The sequence below is a fragment of the Sphingomonas spermidinifaciens genome (assembly GCF_002351485.1).
Lineage (GTDB): Bacteria > Pseudomonadota > Alphaproteobacteria > Sphingomonadales > Sphingomonadaceae > Sphingomonas > Sphingomonas spermidinifaciens.
Genome location: NZ_NWMW01000001.1, coordinates 1733809 through 1751342, shown reverse-complemented (window position 1 = coordinate 1751342; position 17534 = coordinate 1733809). Strand labels below are relative to the sequence as shown.

The window sequence follows — 17534 nt, the reverse complement described above, 5'->3', positions numbered from 1 at the left end:
CTCAGACGTCCTCGATCAGGCGCCGGTACAGCTCCGGCCGCCGGTCGCGGAAGAATCCCATGCCCGCGCGGTTCTTCTTCACTCGGGCGAGGTCGAGCGTCGCGGTCAGCACGCCCGTCTCATCCGCCCCGAACTCGGCGAGCAGCTCGCCGAACTCGTCGCAGATGAAACTGTGGCCGTAGAAAAGCTGGCCATGCTCGCTGCCGATGCGGTTCGAGGCCACCACCGGTACCACGTTCGACACCGCATGGCCGAGCATGGCGCGCCGCCACATCCGCCGCGTGTCGAGCGTGGGATCGTGCGGCTCCGCCCCGATCGCGGTGGGGTAGAACAGGATCTCCGCCCCCATCAGCATCATCGCGCGCGCGGTTTCGGGATACCACTGGTCCCAGCAGATGCCGACGCCCAGCTTCGCGCCCGGTCCGCCCCAGACCTTGAACCCGGTATTGCCGGGGCGGAAATAGAATTTCTCCTCATAGCCCGGCCCGTCGGGAATATGGCTTTTGCGATAGACGCCCTCGATCCGCCCGCCGGGCGCGATCATCGCCAGCGAGTTATAATGATGCGGGCCGTCCGCCTCGAAGAAGCTGGTGGGGATGTAGAGGCCGAGCTCGTCGGCGAGCGCCTGCATGGCCAGCACGGCGGGATGCTCGTCCACTGGCCGGGCGGTGGCGAACCATTCCTCCTCCTCGGTGCGGCAGAAATACTCGCCCTCGAACAATTCGGGCGGCAGGACGACCTGCGCGCCCCTGCCCTTGGCCTCGCGCACCAGCTCGCTGACAGCGGCAATGTTGGCGCTGAGGTCGCGCGTGAAGGCGAGCTGCAGCGCCGCGACGGTGACTTCGGTCATGCGGCGATCCTCGGCAGTTGCTGGCTGATGCAGTGGAAGCTGCCGCCGCCGGTCAGAATATGGTCGGCGCGCAGGCCGACCGCGCGGCGGCCGGTGAAAAGCGCCTGCACCGCCTCGACCGCGGCCGCGTCGTTTGGCTGGCCATAGGTCGGCACCGCGACCACCGTGTTGCCGATGTAGAAGTTCATGTAGCTTGCCGGCACCACCTCTTCCTCCACCAGCACGCGGCCGGGTGAGGGCAGGCGGACGACCTCGACGCCGAACGCCTCGGCGCGGCGGGCGGCGTCCTGATAGATCAGCCAGTTGGGGTCGTTCTCCTCGGGCGCGGGTACCGCCAGGCGATTGGGGCCGACGAAGCGCGCGAGATTGTCGACATGGCCGTCGGTGTGATCGTTGACGAGGCCGTCGCCGAGCCACAGCACCCGGTCGAAGCCGAGGTCGCGGTAGAGCCAGTCCTCCGCCGTCCGCATCGACAGGCCGGGATTGCGGTTGCGGTTAAGGAGGCACTGCTCGGTCGTGACGACGAGCCCGGTGCCGTCGCCGTCGATCGACCCACCCTCGAGCACCCAGTCGCACGGTTCGAACGCGATGCGCCGCCGCTTCGCGAGGCGCGCGCCGACATCCTCGTCGCCGGGGAAGTCGTATTTGCCGCCCCAGCCGTTGAACCGGAAGGCGCGGGCGGTGCCGTCGCCCGTCACGATCGCGGCGGTATCGCGCAGCCAGACGTCGCCGAACGCCTCGGTCACGATCTCTACGCCTCTGTCGATGCGCGTCACCGCGGCGCGCGCCGCCTCGTCATCGGCGCAGACGAGGAGAACGCGCTCGCCGCGCCCCTCGTCGGCGATCGCATTGGCGAAGGCGATCGTTTCGGCGCGCGCGCCCTCGAGCGGTGGCCCCCAGACTTCCGGGTGGCTCGGAAAGCCGATCAGCACGGCCTCGTGATCGGCCCATTCGGGCGGCGGCGGCAGCGTCATGCCCGGCGCTCTAGGCCCCGGCGCGCCAGCCCGCAACCGTCCGGCTCAGGCCGCGAAGGCCGCCGCGGGGATCGAGTAAAGGAGTTCGGCGCGCGCCGTCGCCGCGGCCTTGAGCCCCAGCGCCTCGGGCACGATCTGCTCGACATAAAAGCGCGCTGCCGCCCGCTTCTGCGCGAGGAAGGCGGGATCGCCCTCGGCCCTCCCGGCGATCCGCCCCTGCCGCTCCATCAGCCAGCCGCAGGTCGCGACCGACAGCATCGTGAGGAACGGGTAGGAGGCGGCAAGGCGATCGTCGGCATCGGCGGTCATCAGCCCTCTGCCGACTTCCTCGCAGGCGTCGATCAGCGTACGGAGGGTCGCATCCTCTGCCTCGGTGCGCATCGCCGCGATGTGGGCGAGGAAGACGCCGCCATTGTCCATCGAGAGCTTGCGCCCGACCAGGTCGGCGGCCTGGATGCCGTTGGTCCCCTCATAGATGGGGGTGATGCGCGCGTCGCGGAAATGCTGTGCGGCGCCCGTTTCCTCGACATAGCCCATGCCGCCATGCACCTGGATGCCTAGGCTGGCGACCTCGTTGCCGATGTCGGTGCCGTGCGCCTTGGCGAGCGGGGTGAGGAGGTCGAGCTGCTTGCGCGCGGCCTCGTCACCCAAAGTCGCACGGTCGCCCGCCGCGGCGGCGAGGTAGACGAGCGCGCGTGCCGCCTGCGTCTGTGCCTTCATGCGGAGTAGCATCCGGCGCACGTCGGGATGCTCGACGATCGCGACGTTCGCGCCGCCGCGCGCGCCCTGCACGCGGTCGAGCGCATAGGCGACGGCGCGTTGCGTTGCCCGCTCGGCGACCTGGACGCCCTGAAGCCCGACATTGAGCCGGGCATTGTTCATCATCGTGAACATGCCCGCGATGCCGCCGCCCTCATGGCCGATCAGCTCGCCCACGCAGTCGCCGTTGTCGCCGAACGACAGGACGCACGTCGGCGAGGCGTGGAGGCCCATCTTGTGCTCGATCGACACCACGCGGATGTCGTTGAACTCACCCGGCCGACCCTCGGCATCGAGGCGGTATTTGGGGACGAGGAACAGGCTGAGGCCGCGCGTCCCTGCTGGCGCACCGGGCGTGCGCGCGAGGACGAGGTGGACGATCTGCTCCGCCATGTCGTGGTCGCCATAGCTGATATAGATCTTGGTGCCGGTGATCGACCAGCGCCCGCCCTCAAGCGGTTCGGCGCGGGTGCGCAGCGCGCCGACGTCGCTGCCCGCCTGCGGCTCGGTCAGGTTCATCGTCGCGGGCCACTCTCCGGTGGCGAGATGGGGGAGGTACGCCGCCTGCTGCTCGGCGCTGCCGTGATGCATCAGCGCCTCGATCGCGCCGCCGTTGAGCGTGGGGCAGAGCGCAAGGCCCATGTTCGCGGTGCCCAGCGTCTCGAGCACCGCGCTCGCCAGCACGAAGGGCATGCCCATGCCGCCATATCCCGCGGGCGAGCCGATCGTGCCCCAGCCGCCCTCGACATAGCCGCGATAGGCATCGCCAAACCCCTCGGGCATGACCACGCCCTTCTCGGTCCAGCGCGCGCCGACCGTATCGCCCACCCGGTCGAGCGGCGCCCATTCGCCCGCGGCGAAGGCGCCCGCGCCCTCCAGCACCGCCTCGACGGTGTCGGGCGTCGCCTCTGCAAAGCGGTCGGTGGCGGCGAGTTCGTCGATGCCGGCGATGTGCGTCAGCACGAAGCGCTGCTCGGCGATGGCGGGGGTGAAGCTCATCGGTCCTCTCTTGTCGCGGTTTTGCCCGCAATATAGCGGCTTTCGGATGCCGCCGACAAACCCGCCCCATGCAACGCGAACCTTACGCTACGGCGCGCCCGGCGCGATCGAGACTGCGGTGGCGGTGATCGCGGCGGGCGGCTGTGTCGCGGTGCCGACGGAGACGGTCTACGGCCTCGCCGCCGACGCGACCGATTCGCGGGCGGTCGCGAGGATCTATGCCGCCAAGGGCCGGCCGAGCTTCAATCCGCTGATCGTGCACGTCCCCGATCTGGAGGCCGCGCGAACGATCGCGCGCTTCGACGAGGGCGCGCTGGCGCTTGCCGAGCGGTGGTGGCCGGGGCCGCTGACGCTGGTGCTGCCGCTCGACGAGGGGAGCCCGGTGGCGTCGCTAGCGACGGCGGGGCTGGCGATGGTGGCGGTGCGGATCCCGGCGCATCGGGCGATGCAGGCGCTGCTGCGCGCCTGCGGCAAGCCGCTCGCTGCGCCTTCGGCCAATGCGAGCGGTGGCATCAGCCCGACGCGCGCCGGGCATGTCGCGGCGAGCCTCGGCGGCCGGATCGCGCTGATCCTCGACGACGGGCCGACGCCGGCGGGGATTGAATCGACGATCGTCGATCCGGCGCGCGGGCTGATCCTGCGGCCGGGGCCGATCACGGGCGAGGCGCTGGGGCTGGCGCGGGGGCGAGAGGGGGAGGCGATCACCGCGCCGGGGCAGCTATCGAGCCATTATGCCCCTAGCAAGCCGGTGCGCCTGAATGCCACCGATCGGCGGCCGGGTGAGTGGCTGATCGGCTTCGGCGCGGTCGCGGGCGATGACACGCTTTCGGCAAGCGGCGACCTGGTCGAAGCGGCGGCGCGGCTGTTCGATGCGCTCCATTGCGCCGATGCGAGCGACGCAGTGGCGATCGCGGTGGCACCGGTGCCGGACACGGGCTTGGGCGAGGCGATCAACGACCGGTTGAAGCGTGCGGCGTTCTAGGTCGACCCATGGTCCTCCCCGTCGGGGAGGGGCTCTAGCTAGCTCTCCAGCATCGCATCCGCCTCGCTACGATCCAGCCCCTCGCCCTGGCCGCGCGTCACCACGCTCGTCACCGCCACATCCATGGTCACATTGCCGAGCGTCCTCACGATATCCGGCAGCGTCTCGACCGCCACCAGCAGCGCCAGGGGCTCGATCGGCACGCCCATTGCCAGCGCGATGGGCGCGATCGAGGAGACGAAGCTGATCGTCCCCGGCAGGCTCACCGCCCCGAGCGTGGTGATCGCCGCGGCAGCGATGCCGATCGCCACCTGCTCCGGCCCCAGCCTGATGCCGAACACGTGCGCGACGTAGAGCGCGACCGACAGGTTCATCGCCGGCCCGGTGAAGCGGAAAATCGCGACCGCGAGCGGCAGCACAACGCCCGAGGCGGCGACGGGAAGCCCCAGCGCCTCGGTCCCGCGCAGCATCGCGGGCAGCGAGGCGAGGCTCGACTGGGTGCTGATCGCCACCGCCTGCGCCGGGGCGATGGCGCGCAGGAAGCGGCGGAGCGGCACCCGGCCCGCCAGCATCGCGGTCGGATAGGCGAGCAGCCATACGAGCACGCCCGTCCCAGCGACCACTGCGACATAGTGGACGAGCGCGCCGAACGCCGCCGTTCCCGCCTTGGCGCCGACGACATAGGCGAGCGCGAACACGCCAAGCGGGGCAAGCCAAAGCACCCAGGTAATCATCACCAGCATCGCGTCGGCGACCGCCTGGAAGAAGCGCGTCAGCAGCTCGCGCGGCTCCTCGGCCAGGCGGGTGAGCGCAAAGGCGAAGGTTACGGTGAAGACGATCAGCGGCAGGAAGGCGTCCTCCGCCGCGGCCGCGACCGGGTTGGTCGGGACCATCGCGATCAGGAAGTCCGAAAAGGGCGGCACCGGTCCCACCGGCGCGGCACTGGTGAAGCTGGCCTTCAGCGCCGCGCCCGCCGCCGCGCCGAGCGGGAAGAGGTCGAGCAGCGTCAGCGTGAACAGCGCGCCTAGCGCCGAGGAGGTCCAGAGGCAGACGAGGAACACGGCGATCGCCCGGCCCGCCAGCTTGCTCGCCCGCGCCGCGCGCGCGGTGGCAGCGACGCCCGTGACGAGCAGCGCGACCACCAGCGGCACGATCGTCATGCGCAGCGCGTTGAGCCACATCGTCCCGATCGGCTGCGCGACCGCGGTGCCCGCCAGCGCCGCATCGGGCCGCCAAGCCGCCAGCGCGACGCCCGCAGCGATCCCCCCGACCAGCGCCAACAGAATTCGCATCGGCTGCGACATACTCGCCCTTCCAAAAAGGCCGCGCTATCAAGCGGCCGGAACATTCGGCGCAACGTGTAGCGGGATCGCGTGATGGCAAGGAAATATTTCGGGACTGACGGCATTCGCGGCGCGACCAACCTGTCGCCGATGACCGCCGAGATGGCGATGCGCGTCGGCATGGCGGCGGGCGCGCACTTCCTGCGCGGCGATCACAAGCATCGAGTGGTGATCGGCAAGGACACGCGCCTGTCGGGCTATATGCTCGAGAACGCGCTCGTCGCGGGCTTCACTGCGGTCGGCATGGACGTGGTGCTGGTGGGGCCGATGCCGACGCCTGCGGTGGCGATGCTGACCCGCTCGATGCGCGCCGATATCGGCGTGATGATCTCGGCCAGCCACAATCCCTATGTTGACAACGGCATCAAGCTGTTCGGCCCCGACGGCTACAAGCTGTCCGACGCCGACGAGGAAGCGATCGAGGCGCTGATCGACGGCCAAGTGCCGCTGGTCCCCTCGAGCGAGATCGGCCGCGCCAAGCGGATCGAGGATGCGCGCGGCCGGTACATCCACTTCGCCAAGGCGACCTTCCCCGACGATCTCCGCCTCGACGGCCTCAAGGTCGTCGTCGATTGCGCCAACGGGGCGGCCTATCAGGTCGCGCCCTCGGCGCTGTGGGAACTGGGCGCCGAGGTGGTGGCGATCGGCGTCGGGCCCGATGGTAAGAACATCAATGACGGGGTGGGGTCGACGGCGCCCGGCATCCTTCAGGAAACGGTGCTGGCGGCGGGCGCGGATCTCGGCATCGCGCTCGACGGCGACGCTGACCGGCTGATCGTCGTCGACCAGGAAGGCGCGGTCGTCGATGGCGACCAGCTGATGGCGACGATCGCGCTTGGCTGGGCGCGGCGCGGTAAGCTCAACGGCGGCGGGCTGGTCGCGACGGTCATGTCGAACCTGGGGCTCGAGCGGCGGCTGGCAAGCGAAGGGCTCGAGCTCATCCGCACCAAGGTGGGCGACCGCTATGTACTCGAGACGATGCGCTCGCGCGGCTACAATGTCGGCGGCGAGCAGTCGGGGCACATCATCCTCGCCGACTATGGCACGACGGGCGACGGCCTCGTCGCCGCGCTTCAGATCCTCGCTGAAGTGGTACGCGCGGGCGCGCCGGCGAGCGAGGTGCTCCACCATTTCGACCGCGTGCCGCAGGTGCTGAAGAACGTTCGCTACGAACGCCCGGCAAAGCCGCTCGAGGCCGCGACCGTGATCGACGTCATCGCCGTGGCCGAGGCGGAGCTTGCCGGCAAGGGCCGCCTGCTCATCCGCCCGTCAGGGACCGAGCCGGTGATCCGTGTGATGGCCGAGGGCGACGATGCGCGCCAAGTCGAGGCGACGGTGGACCGCATCTGCGACGCGGTGCGCGCAGCGGCGTGATCTTACTGTCCGATCGAAGCCGATGGGTTTTGCCAGGCGGGGCCGAGGCCATCGCGTGCCATCAGCCTCGGCTTCGCTCGAGCAGCGGGGGTCATTTCGGCTCGGTCATCGCTGGCGGATCGCTCGCCGGGAAGGTTTCCTCGAGCGCCTCGTCGAGCGCATCCTCGCGCGCGTTCCTCGCGACGCTTTCGTTCATGCGCGCGATCTGCTCGGGCGTCGCCTCGGTCTGGTGGCGCGCCTTCCAGTCGGCATAGAACATACCGTAGACGATCTCGCGCCCCTGGTCCTTCGTCATCCCGCCCGCCTCGGCCACCCAGTCGCCCAGGCAGTTGCGGCAGAAGCCGGCCAGCCCCATCAGATCGACATTCTGCGCGTCGGTGCGGTGCCGCAAATGCGTCACCAGCCGCCGGAACGCCGCCGCCGCCACCCGGTCGTCGAGTTCGTCGATGCCTGCCATTCGTCGCAATCCTATGCATGGTTGATCGGGGGCCAATATCGGCTACCAACCGCGCCGGACAAGCCGAGGAGCCGATTTCACCATGACCAGGGTCATGCCGCCCCGTTCGCGAAAGGTCCGCGTGCTCGCCACGCTGGGGCCGGCGAGCAGCACGCCCGAGATGATCGCGACGCTGTTCGAGCGCGGCGCGGACGCCTTTCGCATCAACATGAGCCATGGCGACCAGGCCTCGAAGATCCCGGTGATCGAGGCGATTCGCGCGATGGAGACCGAGTATCGACGCCCGACGACGATCCTCGCGGACCTTCAGGGACCGAAGCTGCGCGTCGGCAAGTTCGCCGACGGGCGCGTGATCCTCGAACCCGGCCAGACCTTCGTCCTCGACCGCTCGCCCGAGCCCGGCGATGCGACGCGCGTCGAACTGCCCCACCGCGAGATCTTCGCCGCGATCGCACGCGATGCCCGCCTGCTCCTTGACGATGGCAAGCTGGTGCTGCGCGTCACCGACCATAGCGACGACCGGATCGAGACGGTGGTCGAGGTCGGCGGCGCGCTCTCCAACTCCAAGGGCCTGAACGTCCCCGACGTCGTGCTGCCCATGGCGGCCCTTACCGAAAAGGATATCAGCGACCTCGCCTTCGCGGTCGAGCAGGGCGTCGACTGGATCGCGCTGTCGTTCGTGCAGCGCCCGGAGGACCTCGCTGACGCGCGCAAGCTCATTCAGGGCAAGGCTGCGCTCCTTGCCAAGATCGAGAAGCCGAGCGCGGTGGCGCGCCTCGACGAGATCGTCGAGCAGTGCGACGGCGTCATGGTCGCGCGCGGTGACCTGGGCGTCGAACTGCCGCCGCAGTCGGTGCCGCCGCTGCAGAAGCGGATCGTGGAGACGGCTCGCCGCCTCGGTCGCCCGGTGATCGTCGCGACGCAGATGCTCGAATCGATGATTACCGCGCCGACGCCGACGCGCGCCGAGGTTTCCGACGTCGCCACCGCGGTCTATGACGGCGCCGACGCAATCATGCTGTCGGCCGAGAGTGCCGCGGGTGCCTGGCCGGCCGAATCGGTCGCGATGATGGACGCCATCGCCAATGCGGTCGAGCGCGACCCGGCACATGGCGACCGCGTCCACTTCACCGTGACGACGCCCGACCCGACCACGGCGGACGCGCTGGCGGCGGCGGCCAAGACGATCGCCAATACCGCGAGCGCCAGCGCGATCATCTGCTTCACCCTGTCGGGATCGACCGCCCGCCGTATTGCGCGCGAGCGTCCGTCGGTGCCGATCCTCGTCCTCACCCCGCGCGCGCAGACGGCGCGGCGACTGGGGCTGCTCTGGGGCGTCCATGCGGTGCAGACACGCGACGTCGCTTCGTTCGAGGAAATGGTCGCCAAGGCCAAGCGCATGGCGCTGCGCCATGGCCTCGCCAAGGGCGGCGAGCGCGTGGTGGTGTGTGCGGGCGTACCGTTCGGGGTGCCGGGCTCGACCAACGTGCTGCACGTGACGCAGATCATCGGCGACGAGCTCAAGAACTATAGCCACGAGGGTTGAGCGGCCGCTGGCGTCCCACCGCGTTTACCGAGCCAGTCGAAGCCTTTCCTGACCAACTGCCGCAGCCAGGCAGTCGAAGGAGGGTTGCCCTTTCTCCGCCGATCGGATGAACGGCAGCGCTTTCGACTGGCTCGGCAAGAACGCGGTTGGTGCACCTATCCCCCTCCTGGCCGGGAGGGGAGTTAGGTCATCTTGGGGCGCACGTGTCCTCGGCTCCGCCATCGATGTCGAGGCAACGGCCGTCCACCTCGCCCGGCTTGAGCGGCAGGCCCACCAGCGCCGCGAAGCTTGGCATGATGTCCACCGTCTCGACCGGCAGTGGCTGTTCGAAGCGGGTCAGGTCCTTGCGCCAGAACAGGATCGGCACGCGGCGGTCGTAATCCCAGGGGCTGCCGTGGGTCGCGCCGCCCTGTGTTGGCGTGATCGCGGGCTTGAGGAAGACGAACAGGTCGCCCGACCGCTCGGCATCATAAGCGGCGCGCTGGCGATCGGCGAGCGTCCAGGTATCGGGCGTGCCGCCGGGCGAGGGAAGGGCGCGCACTTCCTCGGCGGTCAGCACTGCGGCCACCTGCGGCGCCGCACGCCACGCCGCCATCGCCGCGTCGCGAACGCGCGTGCGCCACTCGCCGGTGAGGTCGGGCGAGAGCCAGACGTCGCCGTTGAGCGAGCCATAGAGGAGCTGCCCGCCGGTCCAGCCGAGTTCGCCCGCGATCCGCTTCCCCAGCGCCTCGGGCGCGAGTTCGGGATCGACGCGGGCGGCCGCGGGCACGCCCCGCTCGCGTTCACGCTCGGGCAGGTCGTTACCGCCGTGATCGGACGAGAAGGCGACGACATAATCGACCCCCGTCGCATCGAGCGCGTCGAGCAGCGTGCCTACCGCGGCGTCGAGCGCGGCGACCTGGATGCACATTTCCGATCCTTCGGTGCCGAAGCGATGGCCGATGTAATCGGTCGCCGACAGACCGACGGTCAGCACGTCGGTGCCGCGCCCGCGGCCTAGCTTCAGGTCGGCGATCATTCGCACGGCGAGGTCGGCGACCGCGGTGTCGAAGTCCGGCGAGGCCTTCCACAGTGCTTCCTTGTCCGCCGGCCGTTCGAACCGGCCGTCGCCCATTGACGTCTCACCGACCTTCACCGGACGGCTGATCGGCGCGCAGAAATCAGGCAGCGGCCGCGCGGCACCCGGCGCCGTAATGGCGGCGCGCGCGGCCTCGTTCGCGGCGACCACGGCCGCGGGGGCAGCAGCCTTCTGGGTCGAAACGAACCCCTTGCCGTCGCGCCAGAACCAGATCGCGTCCATCCGGTGACCGCCCATCATGATCGCCGCGCGGTCCTTGCCCGCGATTGCAACGGTGCGCGTATTGGGATCGCGCATCTTCAGCCGCTCGCCGAGCGTCGGCACGCGCAGGTGCACGTCGCTGGGCACATAGTCCTTGAAGGTGCCGCGCGCTTCATCCTCGGCGCAGTAGATCTCGCCCGGCCGCGGGCCTTTGAACGAAACCCAGTTGTTGGCGATGATGCCCGTGCGCGCCGGCCGGTCGCCGGTCATCAGCGTCGCGTGGCCGGGGCACGTCTCGGTCGCGGCATGGCTCTGATAGCCGTTGGGGTACACCGCGCCCTGCGACAGGCGCTTCAGGCCGGCGCGGTAATAGGGCCGATACTGTTCAAACAGGTCGGTCGAGAACTGGTCCGCGGCGATCATCACCACCAGTTTGGGCGCGGGCCGGGGGGCATTCTGCGCAATTGAGGGGGCGGACAGCGCGAGCGCGGCGGCGAGGAGCGTGCGGCGGATCATCCTTCGCCCATCGCGCCGAACCATGACGCTTTCGTGGCGGTCAGGCCGCGAGCAGTTCGTGTTCGGCTAGAAAGGCGCGGAAGCTCGGCGCATCCCGGAACAGATGCGCGTCGATGCCGATCGCGTTGGCGGCGTCGACATTGGCGGGGTTGTCGTCGACGAACACTGCCTCGCCCGGCTGAAGCCCGAAACGGGCGAGCGCAAGATGATAGATGGCGGGATCGGGCTTCACCATCCGCTCCTCGCCCGAGACGACGATGTTGCGGAAGCGATCGAAAAGTTCGGGCCATTCGGCGCGGAACGGGGGGAAGAATTCGTGGCTGAAGTTGGTGATCGCAAAGAGCGGCACGCCCGCCTCATCGAGCGCCTCGACCACCGCGTGCATGCCCGCCACGGGCGCACCGACGCTCTCGTTGAAGCGCGGCCCCCAGGCGGCGATCAGATCCGCATGATGCGGGTGTGCGGCGATCAACTCGGCCGAGGTGTCGGCGAAGTTGCGGCCGGCGTCATGCTGAAAGTGCCAGTCGTGCGTCACGACCTCGCGCACGAATGCATCGAGCGCCCGATCGTCGTCGATCAGGCGCTCATACAGGAACCGGGGGTCCCAGTGGAACAGGACGTTGCCGATGTCGAAGATGACGGCGTGCGGACGCACGACCGGCCGATCCCCGACCGCGGCAATCAGCCCTGGCGTGCCTTGAAACGGCGCTGCGTCTTGTTGATGACGTAGACGCGGCCACGGCGGCGGATCACGCGATTGTCGCGATGACGGCCCTTGAGCGACTTGAGGCTGTTGACGATCTTCATGACCGGCTCGATTCGTATCCAGATTTGCGCGGAAAAAAGCGAAGGCGCCGCCTAGCCTCGGGGGTCGGCCGCGTCAAGGCGAAACGCCGGGCGCCGGACATCCCGAATTTGGCGGAAGCCAAAGCGTTGTCGGCGCGTTACGATCCTGCCGCCGGACAGGGTCCGTCCGGCGTGTGATCAAGGAAGCTCGCCATGCGTCGTCGTTCGCTCGTCCTTTTGTTGCTTCCGGCGCTTTTCGCCAGTGCCTGTACGACGGGCGGTGTGCGGCGCGGGCCGGTCGAGGTGATTCGCTACAATCTGGGCACGCCGATCGCACCGGGCAGCTTCGCCTTCGACCGTCAGGCTACACGCGGCAACGCGACGATGGCCAGCGATTACGGCATGGTGACGGGGGCAGTCGGCGACGAGCTGGGCCGGCTGGGCTTCACCCGTGTGCCCGACGGCGCCGCCTCGCTCTATCTGGTCGAGGTGAGCGTCAATCGCTCGCAAGTCGGAACGACGCGCGTCGGCCCGCGCTTCGGCATCGGCTTGGGCGGCGTGTCGGGCGGCATGGGCGGCGGGGTCGGCGGCGGCGTTTCGACCGCGCTCGGCGGCTCGACCCGCGCGCTGATCGGTAACGAGGTGACGGTGAAGATCCGCCGCCGCACCGACCAGAGCGTCGTCTGGGAGGGTAACGCGCGCACCAGCGGCACCGCGCCCGCCAGCGCCGACGATGCCGCGGCCGAGGCGGGGCGCGTCGCCAGCGCGCTGTTCAGGGACTTTCCGGGCCAGTCGGGTTTCACTACCACGGTGCCATGACCATCGACGTGAATGCCGCCTTCGACAGCGGCAATATCGAACTGGTCGCCATCGACGGCGATCGCATCGACCTCAATATCCGCCGCGACGCGGGGTCGGACTTCTACCAGTGGTTCCACTTCCGCGTCGCCGGCGCGAAGGGGCGGACGCTGAGCCTTCGCCTGCTCAACGCAGGGGGGGCGGCCTATGCGTTCGGCTGGCCCGGCTATCGCCCGCGCGTGTCGAGCGACCGGGCGCACTGGCCGATGGTTGCCGGCTCGACTTATCAGGCTGGCGTGCTGAGCTTCAGCCACAGGGTGGAGCACGACGTCGTCTGGTTCGCCTATTTCGCGCCCTACTCCATGGAGCGCCACCACGACCTGATCGCGCGCATCGCCGCCGCGCCGGGCGTCACGCACCGCACGCTCGGCCACTCGCTCGACGGGCAGCCGATCGACTGTCTCGATGTCGGTTCGGGCGGGAAGCAGGTCTGGATCTACGCGCGCCAGCATCCGGGCGAATCGATGGCCGAATGGTTCATGGAGGGGGCGCTGGAGGCGCTGACCGATGCGAACGACCCGGTGGCAGGCGCGCTTCGCGAGAAGGCGACGCTGCACCTTGTTCCCAACATGAACCCTGATGGTTCGCGGCGCGGACATCTGCGAACCAATGCGGCGGGGGTGAATCTCAATCGGGAGTGGCATGCGCCGACGCTCGAGCGCTCGCCCGAGGTGCTGTGCGTGCGGGGCGCGATGGACGCGACGGGTGTCGATTGGGCGATCGACGTGCATGGGGACGAGGCGATCCCGGCGAACTTCCTGGCGGGGTACGAGGGCATTCCCTCGTGGACCGACGCGCATGGCGAGCGCTTCTACGACTATCAGCGACGGCTGGCCGCGGCGACGCCGCTGTTCCAGACGCGGCTCGGCTATGACAAGGCTCCGGCGGGGCGCGCCAACCTGTCGATGTCGACCAACCAGCTCGCCGAGCGGTTCGGCGCGGTGTCGATGACGCTCGAGATGCCGTTCAAGGACCATGACCCGTCGCCAGATCCGGTCGAAGGCTGGTCGCCCGCCCGGTCCAAGGCACTCGCGCACGCCTGTCTTCAGGTGCTCGCGGACGTTATCTGATGGACCTGCGCGACGGCCAGCTCGAACATCCGGCGGTGGTCGCGCTGCTCCGCGAGCATTTTGCCGGCATGCTCGCCGCCTCGCCGCCGGGCACGTGCCATTTCCTCGACCTGGCAGCCCTCGCTGCACCTGAGGTGACGTTCGTAACTGCGTGGGAGGGCGAGACGCTGCTCGGCTGCGGCGCATTGAAGGCGCTGGGCGACGGGCATGGCGAGCTCAAGTCGATGCGAACAGCCGCGGCGGCGCTGCGCCGGGGCGTGGCGGCGGCGATCCTGACCCACTTGATCGACCGCGCGCGGGCGGCGGGGATAACGCGGCTGAGCCTTGAAACGGGGACCGGGCCAGCCTTCGCCGCGGCCGAGGCGCTGTACCTGCGGCACGGCTTCACGCCATGCGGCCCGTTCGCCGACTATGAGGCCACCGAGTTCAACCGCTATATGACGCGGGCGCTCTGACCCCGGTCAGAAGCGCAGCTTGTAGCGCGCCATCACGCGGCTGATCGGTCCGCCCTGCGCATCGCTGCCCTGCTCGACCTCGACGCCCAGTTTCTCGCGATCCGACAGGCCGAGTTCGGCGCGTGGCGGGCCTTTGACGGCCTCGTAGCGTTCGGGCAGGGGTTTCAGCCGGTATGCATCGGGATCGGTCCTGCCGCACACGACGATGTCGTCGCCGACGCCCGGCGTGCAGCGCTTCAGGACCGGAACGCGGAGGTCGTCGCGGGGCAGGGCCGGGCCGCTGACGGTCTGTAGCGAGAGGATCAACCAGGCCGGCATCGCTGCTCCTCGACGGTAAACGTCGAAGCTGCGGATGATTTGCGGCGCTGATAAGGCGCCCCCGTCCGATCCGGCGATCGGGCGGGGGCGTGGCGGCATCAGAACTTCGCGCGGACGCCGAAGTTGTAGCGGGCACCGGTGTCCTGAAGCAGCAGAAAGCGATCCTCGATCGCCGAGAACTCCTGAATCTGCTCGTTGGTGATGTTGACGCCCTGCAGATAGAGCTGGAAATTGTCGGTGACGTCATAGGAAAGATTGAAGTCGAGCTGGCCATAGGCCTGCCGGTTACGCGGTCGCGACTGGCTGTCGCGGCAGTTGCGCAGATAGTCCGAGCGCCAATTGTATGAAACGCGCGCGGAGATGCCGTATTTTTCGTAGAAGACGCTGCCGTTCGCCGAATGCGGCGACAGACCGTTATAGCCGCAGGCGAAATCCGACAGCGTCTGATCGCGCTGCACCTCGCTGTCGACATAGGTATAGTTGCCCGTGACGCCGAAGCCCGAGACGAAGCCGCCGAGCGCGTCGAACGAATATTGGCCGCCGACCTCGATACCCTTGATCGTGCCGCTCTGCCCGTTGCGCGTGCGCGTGTCCTGGAAGGTGCGGCCGAAGCGCTGGACGGGCAGCGTCTGCAATTCGAGGAAGTCGGACAGGTCCTTGTAGAAGCCGCCGATGCTCAGATAGCTGACGCGGGTGATGTACCATTCGAGCGCCAGGTCATAGTTGGTCGAACGGAACGGCAGCAGGTTGGGGTTGCCGCCCGACGAGAGTGGGATCGAGATGCGCCCGCCATAGTCGTTGTTGACGCCGAGGTCGGTGAGCGTCGGCCGCGTGATCGTCTGTGAAAAGGCGGCGCGGGCGATCAAATTGTCGGTGACGTTGTACTTGATGTTCGCGGAGGGCAGCGCGTTGACATAGCTGTTGCGCACCGAGATCGCCGTCGCCGGGCCGTAGGTATATTGCAGCGTGTCGTCGCCCGGCGTGTTGTTGATGCTGGTGACCGGCGTGTCGAAGCCCGACGAGACGACGTCGGTCTGGATGACGCGGACGCCGGCATTGCCCGACCAGTTTTCACCGCCGAACGCCATGCTCATATAGCCGGCGACGAGCTTTTCCTGGACGTTGACGGTGCCGCGCAGCTGCTCGCGCACGCCGAACGGCCCGCCGTCGAGCGCCAGAACCTGTTGCGCGAACGCTGCCTGCTGCTCGGGCGTTCGGCCGTTGGTGGGGATCGAGAGCGTTGCCGGATCGCTCATATAGGCGATCAGTGCGGCCGGATCGAACTCGAACAGCGACGGCGGGATGTTGCGGCCGCCGCCGAGCAGATCCTCCCAGCCATAATCCTGAAGCAGGCCGGCGCGGATCGGCACCTGATAGCCGCAATAGGTGCAGTTCGAGTCGCTGTTATTGAACTGGCGGTTGATCTTCCGCCGCTCGGTATAGGAGCCGCCGATCATCACCGACTTGAGGATCGAATCATCGACCTCGTACTTCGTGTCCAGATGGAACTCCGACCCGCGATCGCGCGAGCGGTTGGCGTCGATGCCCATATAGTGCAGGCGCATCCGGTCGGGATCGTTGATGATCGCATTGTCGAACGACACGCTGGGCGTGCCCTGGCCGCCGGTTAGGTCGAACTGGTAGTTGTAGGGCAGCAGCGCCCCGATCACGAGATATTGGTTGGGCGATTCGCGATTGGCGCCCGTAACCGATGCGTCGAGCCGGACCTCCACCGCGTCAGTCGGGTTCCACTTGATATTCCCACCGATCTGGTAGCTGTCGGAGAGGCGGTTGGTGGTGTTGTAGACATGGTCGATCTTCGAGCTGACGCCGTTGTTGGTCAGCCGGCCGGCATTGGCCGCGACAAAGGCCGGGTTCGCCGCGATGAAGTCGCTGCCGATCATGCTCTGGCTGGTGACGGTGCCATTCGCGTCAATCGTCGGGTTCAGATAGGGCGCGGCCATGAAGTTATCCATGCGCCGCGTGACGCCCGACACGTCGAACTTCGAATAGATGCCGTCGACGGTGATCTCGAGATTGTCGGTCGGCCGCCACTGAACGGTGCCCGACACGTTGATTCGCTCGCGCTCTTCCTGCGCGCGCTGGTACAACAGGCTTTGCGGCACGTTGATGTTGCCAGTCGCCGGATAGCGCGGATCGGTGCCGGTCAACAGCGTCGGCACGCCGCCGATCGTCTGGACGATATCGGGCCGCCCGTTGAACCAGCCGTCGACGGCGATGGTGTCGGCCTGGTTCTGGCGCTTCGTATAGGAGCCGGCGAGAACGATGCCGAAAGTGCGATCGGGATTGGTCCAGGATGCGGTCGCGGCAAAATCGGGCGAGACCCGCTCGCGCAGCGTGTCGTAGATGCCGCCGAGCTGCGCAGTCGCATGCAGGCCGCCGCGTCCCTCCAGTGGACGCGCGGTGATGATGTTGACGGTGGCACCTATGCCGCCTTCCTGCAGCTCGGGCACGGGCGACTTATAGATGTCGGTGCGCTGGATCATGTTCGACGACAGCACGTCGAACGAGAACTCGCGGCCGGGATTGTCGGTCGCCATAACCCGGCCGTTGATGAGCACGGTGTTGAACTCCGGCCCGAGGCCGCGGACGGTGATGAACTGGCCTTCGCCGCCCGACCGGTCGATTGCGACGCCGGTGATCCGCTGGAGCGATTCGGCGATGTTCGCGTCGGGAAACTTGCCGACATCGACTGCGCTGATCGAATCGACGATCTGCTCGGCATCGCGCTTTGTCTGGGCCGAGGAGCTCAAGCTGGCGCGGATGCCCGTGACGACGATGTCCTCGGGTTGGTCGGGGGTGGCCGGGTCGGCCGGCGCTGGCGTTTGCGGATCGGCGGTCTGGGGCGGTGCTGCCTGAGCGGCAATCGCAATGGACGACAACGAACATCCGGCGCCAATGGCAGCCGCAAGCCACAACTTCCGCATCTTAGGCACTCCCCATAACA

Annotated in this window: 16 protein-coding genes; 6 read left to right on the top strand and 10 right to left on the bottom strand. The window is 68.4% G+C overall.

What is annotated here, in order from left to right; translation table 11 throughout:
• Position 1 precedes the first annotated feature (1 nt).
• Genes aguB through COC42_RS08300 form a run of 3 tightly spaced genes read right to left on the bottom strand, consistent with a single transcriptional unit; the run spans position 2 to position 3582 of the window.
• Complete coding sequence (gene aguB / locus COC42_RS08310) at positions 2-850, bottom strand: N-carbamoylputrescine amidase (protein WP_096342672.1); 849 nt, start codon at positions 848-850, stop codon at positions 2-4.
• Entirely contained in the window at positions 847-1824 is a 978-nt protein-coding gene (locus tag COC42_RS08305) for an agmatine deiminase family protein (RefSeq protein WP_096342671.1), read from the bottom strand. The genes aguB and COC42_RS08305 overlap by 4 nt, the downstream gene beginning before the upstream one ends.
• A 45-nt stretch (positions 1825-1869) precedes the next feature.
• Positions 1870-3582, bottom strand: coding sequence for an acyl-CoA dehydrogenase family protein (locus COC42_RS08300; protein WP_096342670.1), 1713 nt, complete (start codon positions 3580-3582; stop codon positions 1870-1872).
• Positions 3583-3628: 46 nt separating this feature from the next.
• Between COC42_RS08300 and COC42_RS08295 the strand changes: the two genes are divergently transcribed.
• Positions 3629-4564 carry an L-threonylcarbamoyladenylate synthase gene (locus COC42_RS08295; protein ID WP_096342669.1) on the top strand — a complete coding sequence of 312 codons (936 nt, stop codon included), beginning with the start codon at positions 3629-3631 and terminating at the stop codon, positions 4562-4564.
• A gap of 38 nt (positions 4565-4602) precedes the next feature.
• Here the strand turns inward: COC42_RS08295 and COC42_RS08290 are convergent, their stop codons facing one another.
• Complete coding sequence (locus COC42_RS08290) at positions 4603-5856, bottom strand: dicarboxylate/amino acid:cation symporter (protein WP_342747293.1); 1254 nt, start codon at positions 5854-5856, stop codon at positions 4603-4605.
• An 84-nt stretch (positions 5857-5940) separates the two neighbouring features.
• Between COC42_RS08290 and glmM the strand changes: the two genes are divergently transcribed.
• On the top strand, positions 5941-7281 hold the full coding sequence (gene glmM, locus COC42_RS08285; RefSeq protein ID WP_096342667.1) for a phosphoglucosamine mutase: 1341 nt from the start codon (positions 5941-5943) through the stop codon (positions 7279-7281).
• A 91-nt stretch (positions 7282-7372) separates the two neighbouring features.
• On the opposite strand, the gene COC42_RS08280 is transcribed toward glmM, so the two are convergent.
• A complete protein-coding gene (locus COC42_RS08280) occupies positions 7373-7738 on the bottom strand; it encodes a DUF1244 domain-containing protein (RefSeq protein WP_096342666.1) in 366 nt (121 codons plus the stop codon).
• An 82-nt stretch (positions 7739-7820) separates the two neighbouring features.
• Between COC42_RS08280 and pyk the strand changes: the two genes are divergently transcribed.
• A complete protein-coding gene (gene pyk / locus COC42_RS08275; RefSeq protein ID WP_096342665.1) occupies positions 7821-9284 on the top strand; it encodes a pyruvate kinase in 1464 nt (487 codons plus the stop codon).
• Between the two features lie 187 nt (positions 9285-9471).
• On the opposite strand, the gene COC42_RS08270 is transcribed toward pyk, so the two are convergent.
• From COC42_RS08270 to ykgO, 3 genes are read right to left on the bottom strand one after another with little or no spacing between them, the layout of a single operon-like run.
• Positions 9472-11079, bottom strand: a complete 1608-nt coding sequence (locus tag COC42_RS08270; protein ID WP_096342664.1) for an alkaline phosphatase family protein — start codon at positions 11077-11079, stop codon at positions 9472-9474.
• Between the two features lie 40 nt (positions 11080-11119).
• Positions 11120-11734 carry an HAD family hydrolase gene (locus tag COC42_RS08265; RefSeq protein ID WP_176484593.1) on the bottom strand — a complete coding sequence of 205 codons (615 nt, stop codon included), beginning with the start codon at positions 11732-11734 and terminating at the stop codon, positions 11120-11122.
• A gap of 26 nt (positions 11735-11760) precedes the next feature.
• Positions 11761-11886 (bottom strand): type B 50S ribosomal protein L36, encoded by a 126-nt coding sequence (gene ykgO / locus COC42_RS08260; protein ID WP_066575973.1) that lies wholly within the window; start codon positions 11884-11886, stop codon positions 11761-11763.
• Positions 11887-12078: 192 nt separating this feature from the next.
• Here ykgO and COC42_RS08255 point away from each other — a divergent pair, with 192 nt between their 5' ends.
• Genes COC42_RS08255 through COC42_RS08245 form a run of 3 tightly spaced genes read left to right on the top strand, consistent with a single transcriptional unit; the run spans position 12079 to position 14248 of the window.
• Positions 12079-12684: a DUF4136 domain-containing protein gene (locus COC42_RS08255; RefSeq protein WP_096342662.1), complete on the top strand. Its 606-nt coding sequence runs from the start codon at positions 12079-12081 to the stop codon at positions 12682-12684.
• The gene (locus tag COC42_RS08250) at positions 12681-13793 is read left to right on the top strand and encodes a M14 family metallopeptidase (protein ID WP_096342661.1); all 1113 of its coding nucleotides are present in this window, start codon (positions 12681-12683) and stop codon (positions 13791-13793) included. Before COC42_RS08255 ends, COC42_RS08250 begins: the two co-directional genes overlap by 4 nt.
• Positions 13793-14248, top strand: a complete 456-nt coding sequence (locus tag COC42_RS08245; protein WP_096342660.1) for a GNAT family N-acetyltransferase — start codon at positions 13793-13795, stop codon at positions 14246-14248. Before COC42_RS08250 ends, COC42_RS08245 begins: the two co-directional genes overlap by 1 nt.
• A gap of 6 nt (positions 14249-14254) precedes the next feature.
• Here the strand turns inward: COC42_RS08245 and COC42_RS08240 are convergent, their stop codons facing one another.
• The gene (locus COC42_RS08240; protein WP_096342659.1) at positions 14255-14566 is read right to left on the bottom strand and encodes a hypothetical protein; all 312 of its coding nucleotides are present in this window, start codon (positions 14564-14566) and stop codon (positions 14255-14257) included.
• Positions 14567-14664: 98 nt separating this feature from the next.
• Complete coding sequence (locus tag COC42_RS08235; protein ID WP_176484592.1) at positions 14665-17469, bottom strand: TonB-dependent receptor; 2805 nt, start codon at positions 17467-17469, stop codon at positions 14665-14667.
• Positions 17470-17534: the final 65 nt, after the last annotated feature.

Coding starts and splice junctions, on each gene's coding strand:
- aguB (WP_096342672.1), bottom strand. CDS start 850: ATGACCGAAGTCACCGTCGCGGCGCTGCAGCTCGCCTTCACGCGCGAC.
- COC42_RS08305 (WP_096342671.1), bottom strand. CDS start 1,824: ATGACGCTGCCGCCGCCGCCCGAATGGGCCGATCACGAGGCCGTGCTG.
- COC42_RS08300 (WP_096342670.1), bottom strand. CDS start 3,582: ATGAGCTTCACCCCCGCCATCGCCGAGCAGCGCTTCGTGCTGACGCAC.
- COC42_RS08295 (WP_096342669.1), top strand. CDS start 3,629: ATGCCGCCGACAAACCCGCCCCATGCAACGCGAACCTTACGCTACGGC.
- COC42_RS08290 (WP_342747293.1), bottom strand. CDS start 5,856: ATGCGAATTCTGTTGGCGCTGGTCGGGGGGATCGCTGCGGGCGTCGCG.
- glmM (WP_096342667.1), top strand. CDS start 5,941: ATGGCAAGGAAATATTTCGGGACTGACGGCATTCGCGGCGCGACCAAC.
- COC42_RS08280 (WP_096342666.1), bottom strand. CDS start 7,738: ATGGCAGGCATCGACGAACTCGACGACCGGGTGGCGGCGGCGGCGTTC.
- pyk (WP_096342665.1), top strand. CDS start 7,821: ATGACCAGGGTCATGCCGCCCCGTTCGCGAAAGGTCCGCGTGCTCGCC.
- COC42_RS08270 (WP_096342664.1), bottom strand. CDS start 11,079: ATGATCCGCCGCACGCTCCTCGCCGCCGCGCTCGCGCTGTCCGCCCCC.
- ykgO (WP_066575973.1), bottom strand. CDS start 11,886: ATGAAGATCGTCAACAGCCTCAAGTCGCTCAAGGGCCGTCATCGCGAC.
- COC42_RS08255 (WP_096342662.1), top strand. CDS start 12,079: ATGCGTCGTCGTTCGCTCGTCCTTTTGTTGCTTCCGGCGCTTTTCGCC.
- COC42_RS08250 (WP_096342661.1), top strand. CDS start 12,681: ATGACCATCGACGTGAATGCCGCCTTCGACAGCGGCAATATCGAACTG.
- COC42_RS08245 (WP_096342660.1), top strand. CDS start 13,793: ATGGACCTGCGCGACGGCCAGCTCGAACATCCGGCGGTGGTCGCGCTG.
- COC42_RS08240 (WP_096342659.1), bottom strand. CDS start 14,566: ATGCCGGCCTGGTTGATCCTCTCGCTACAGACCGTCAGCGGCCCGGCC.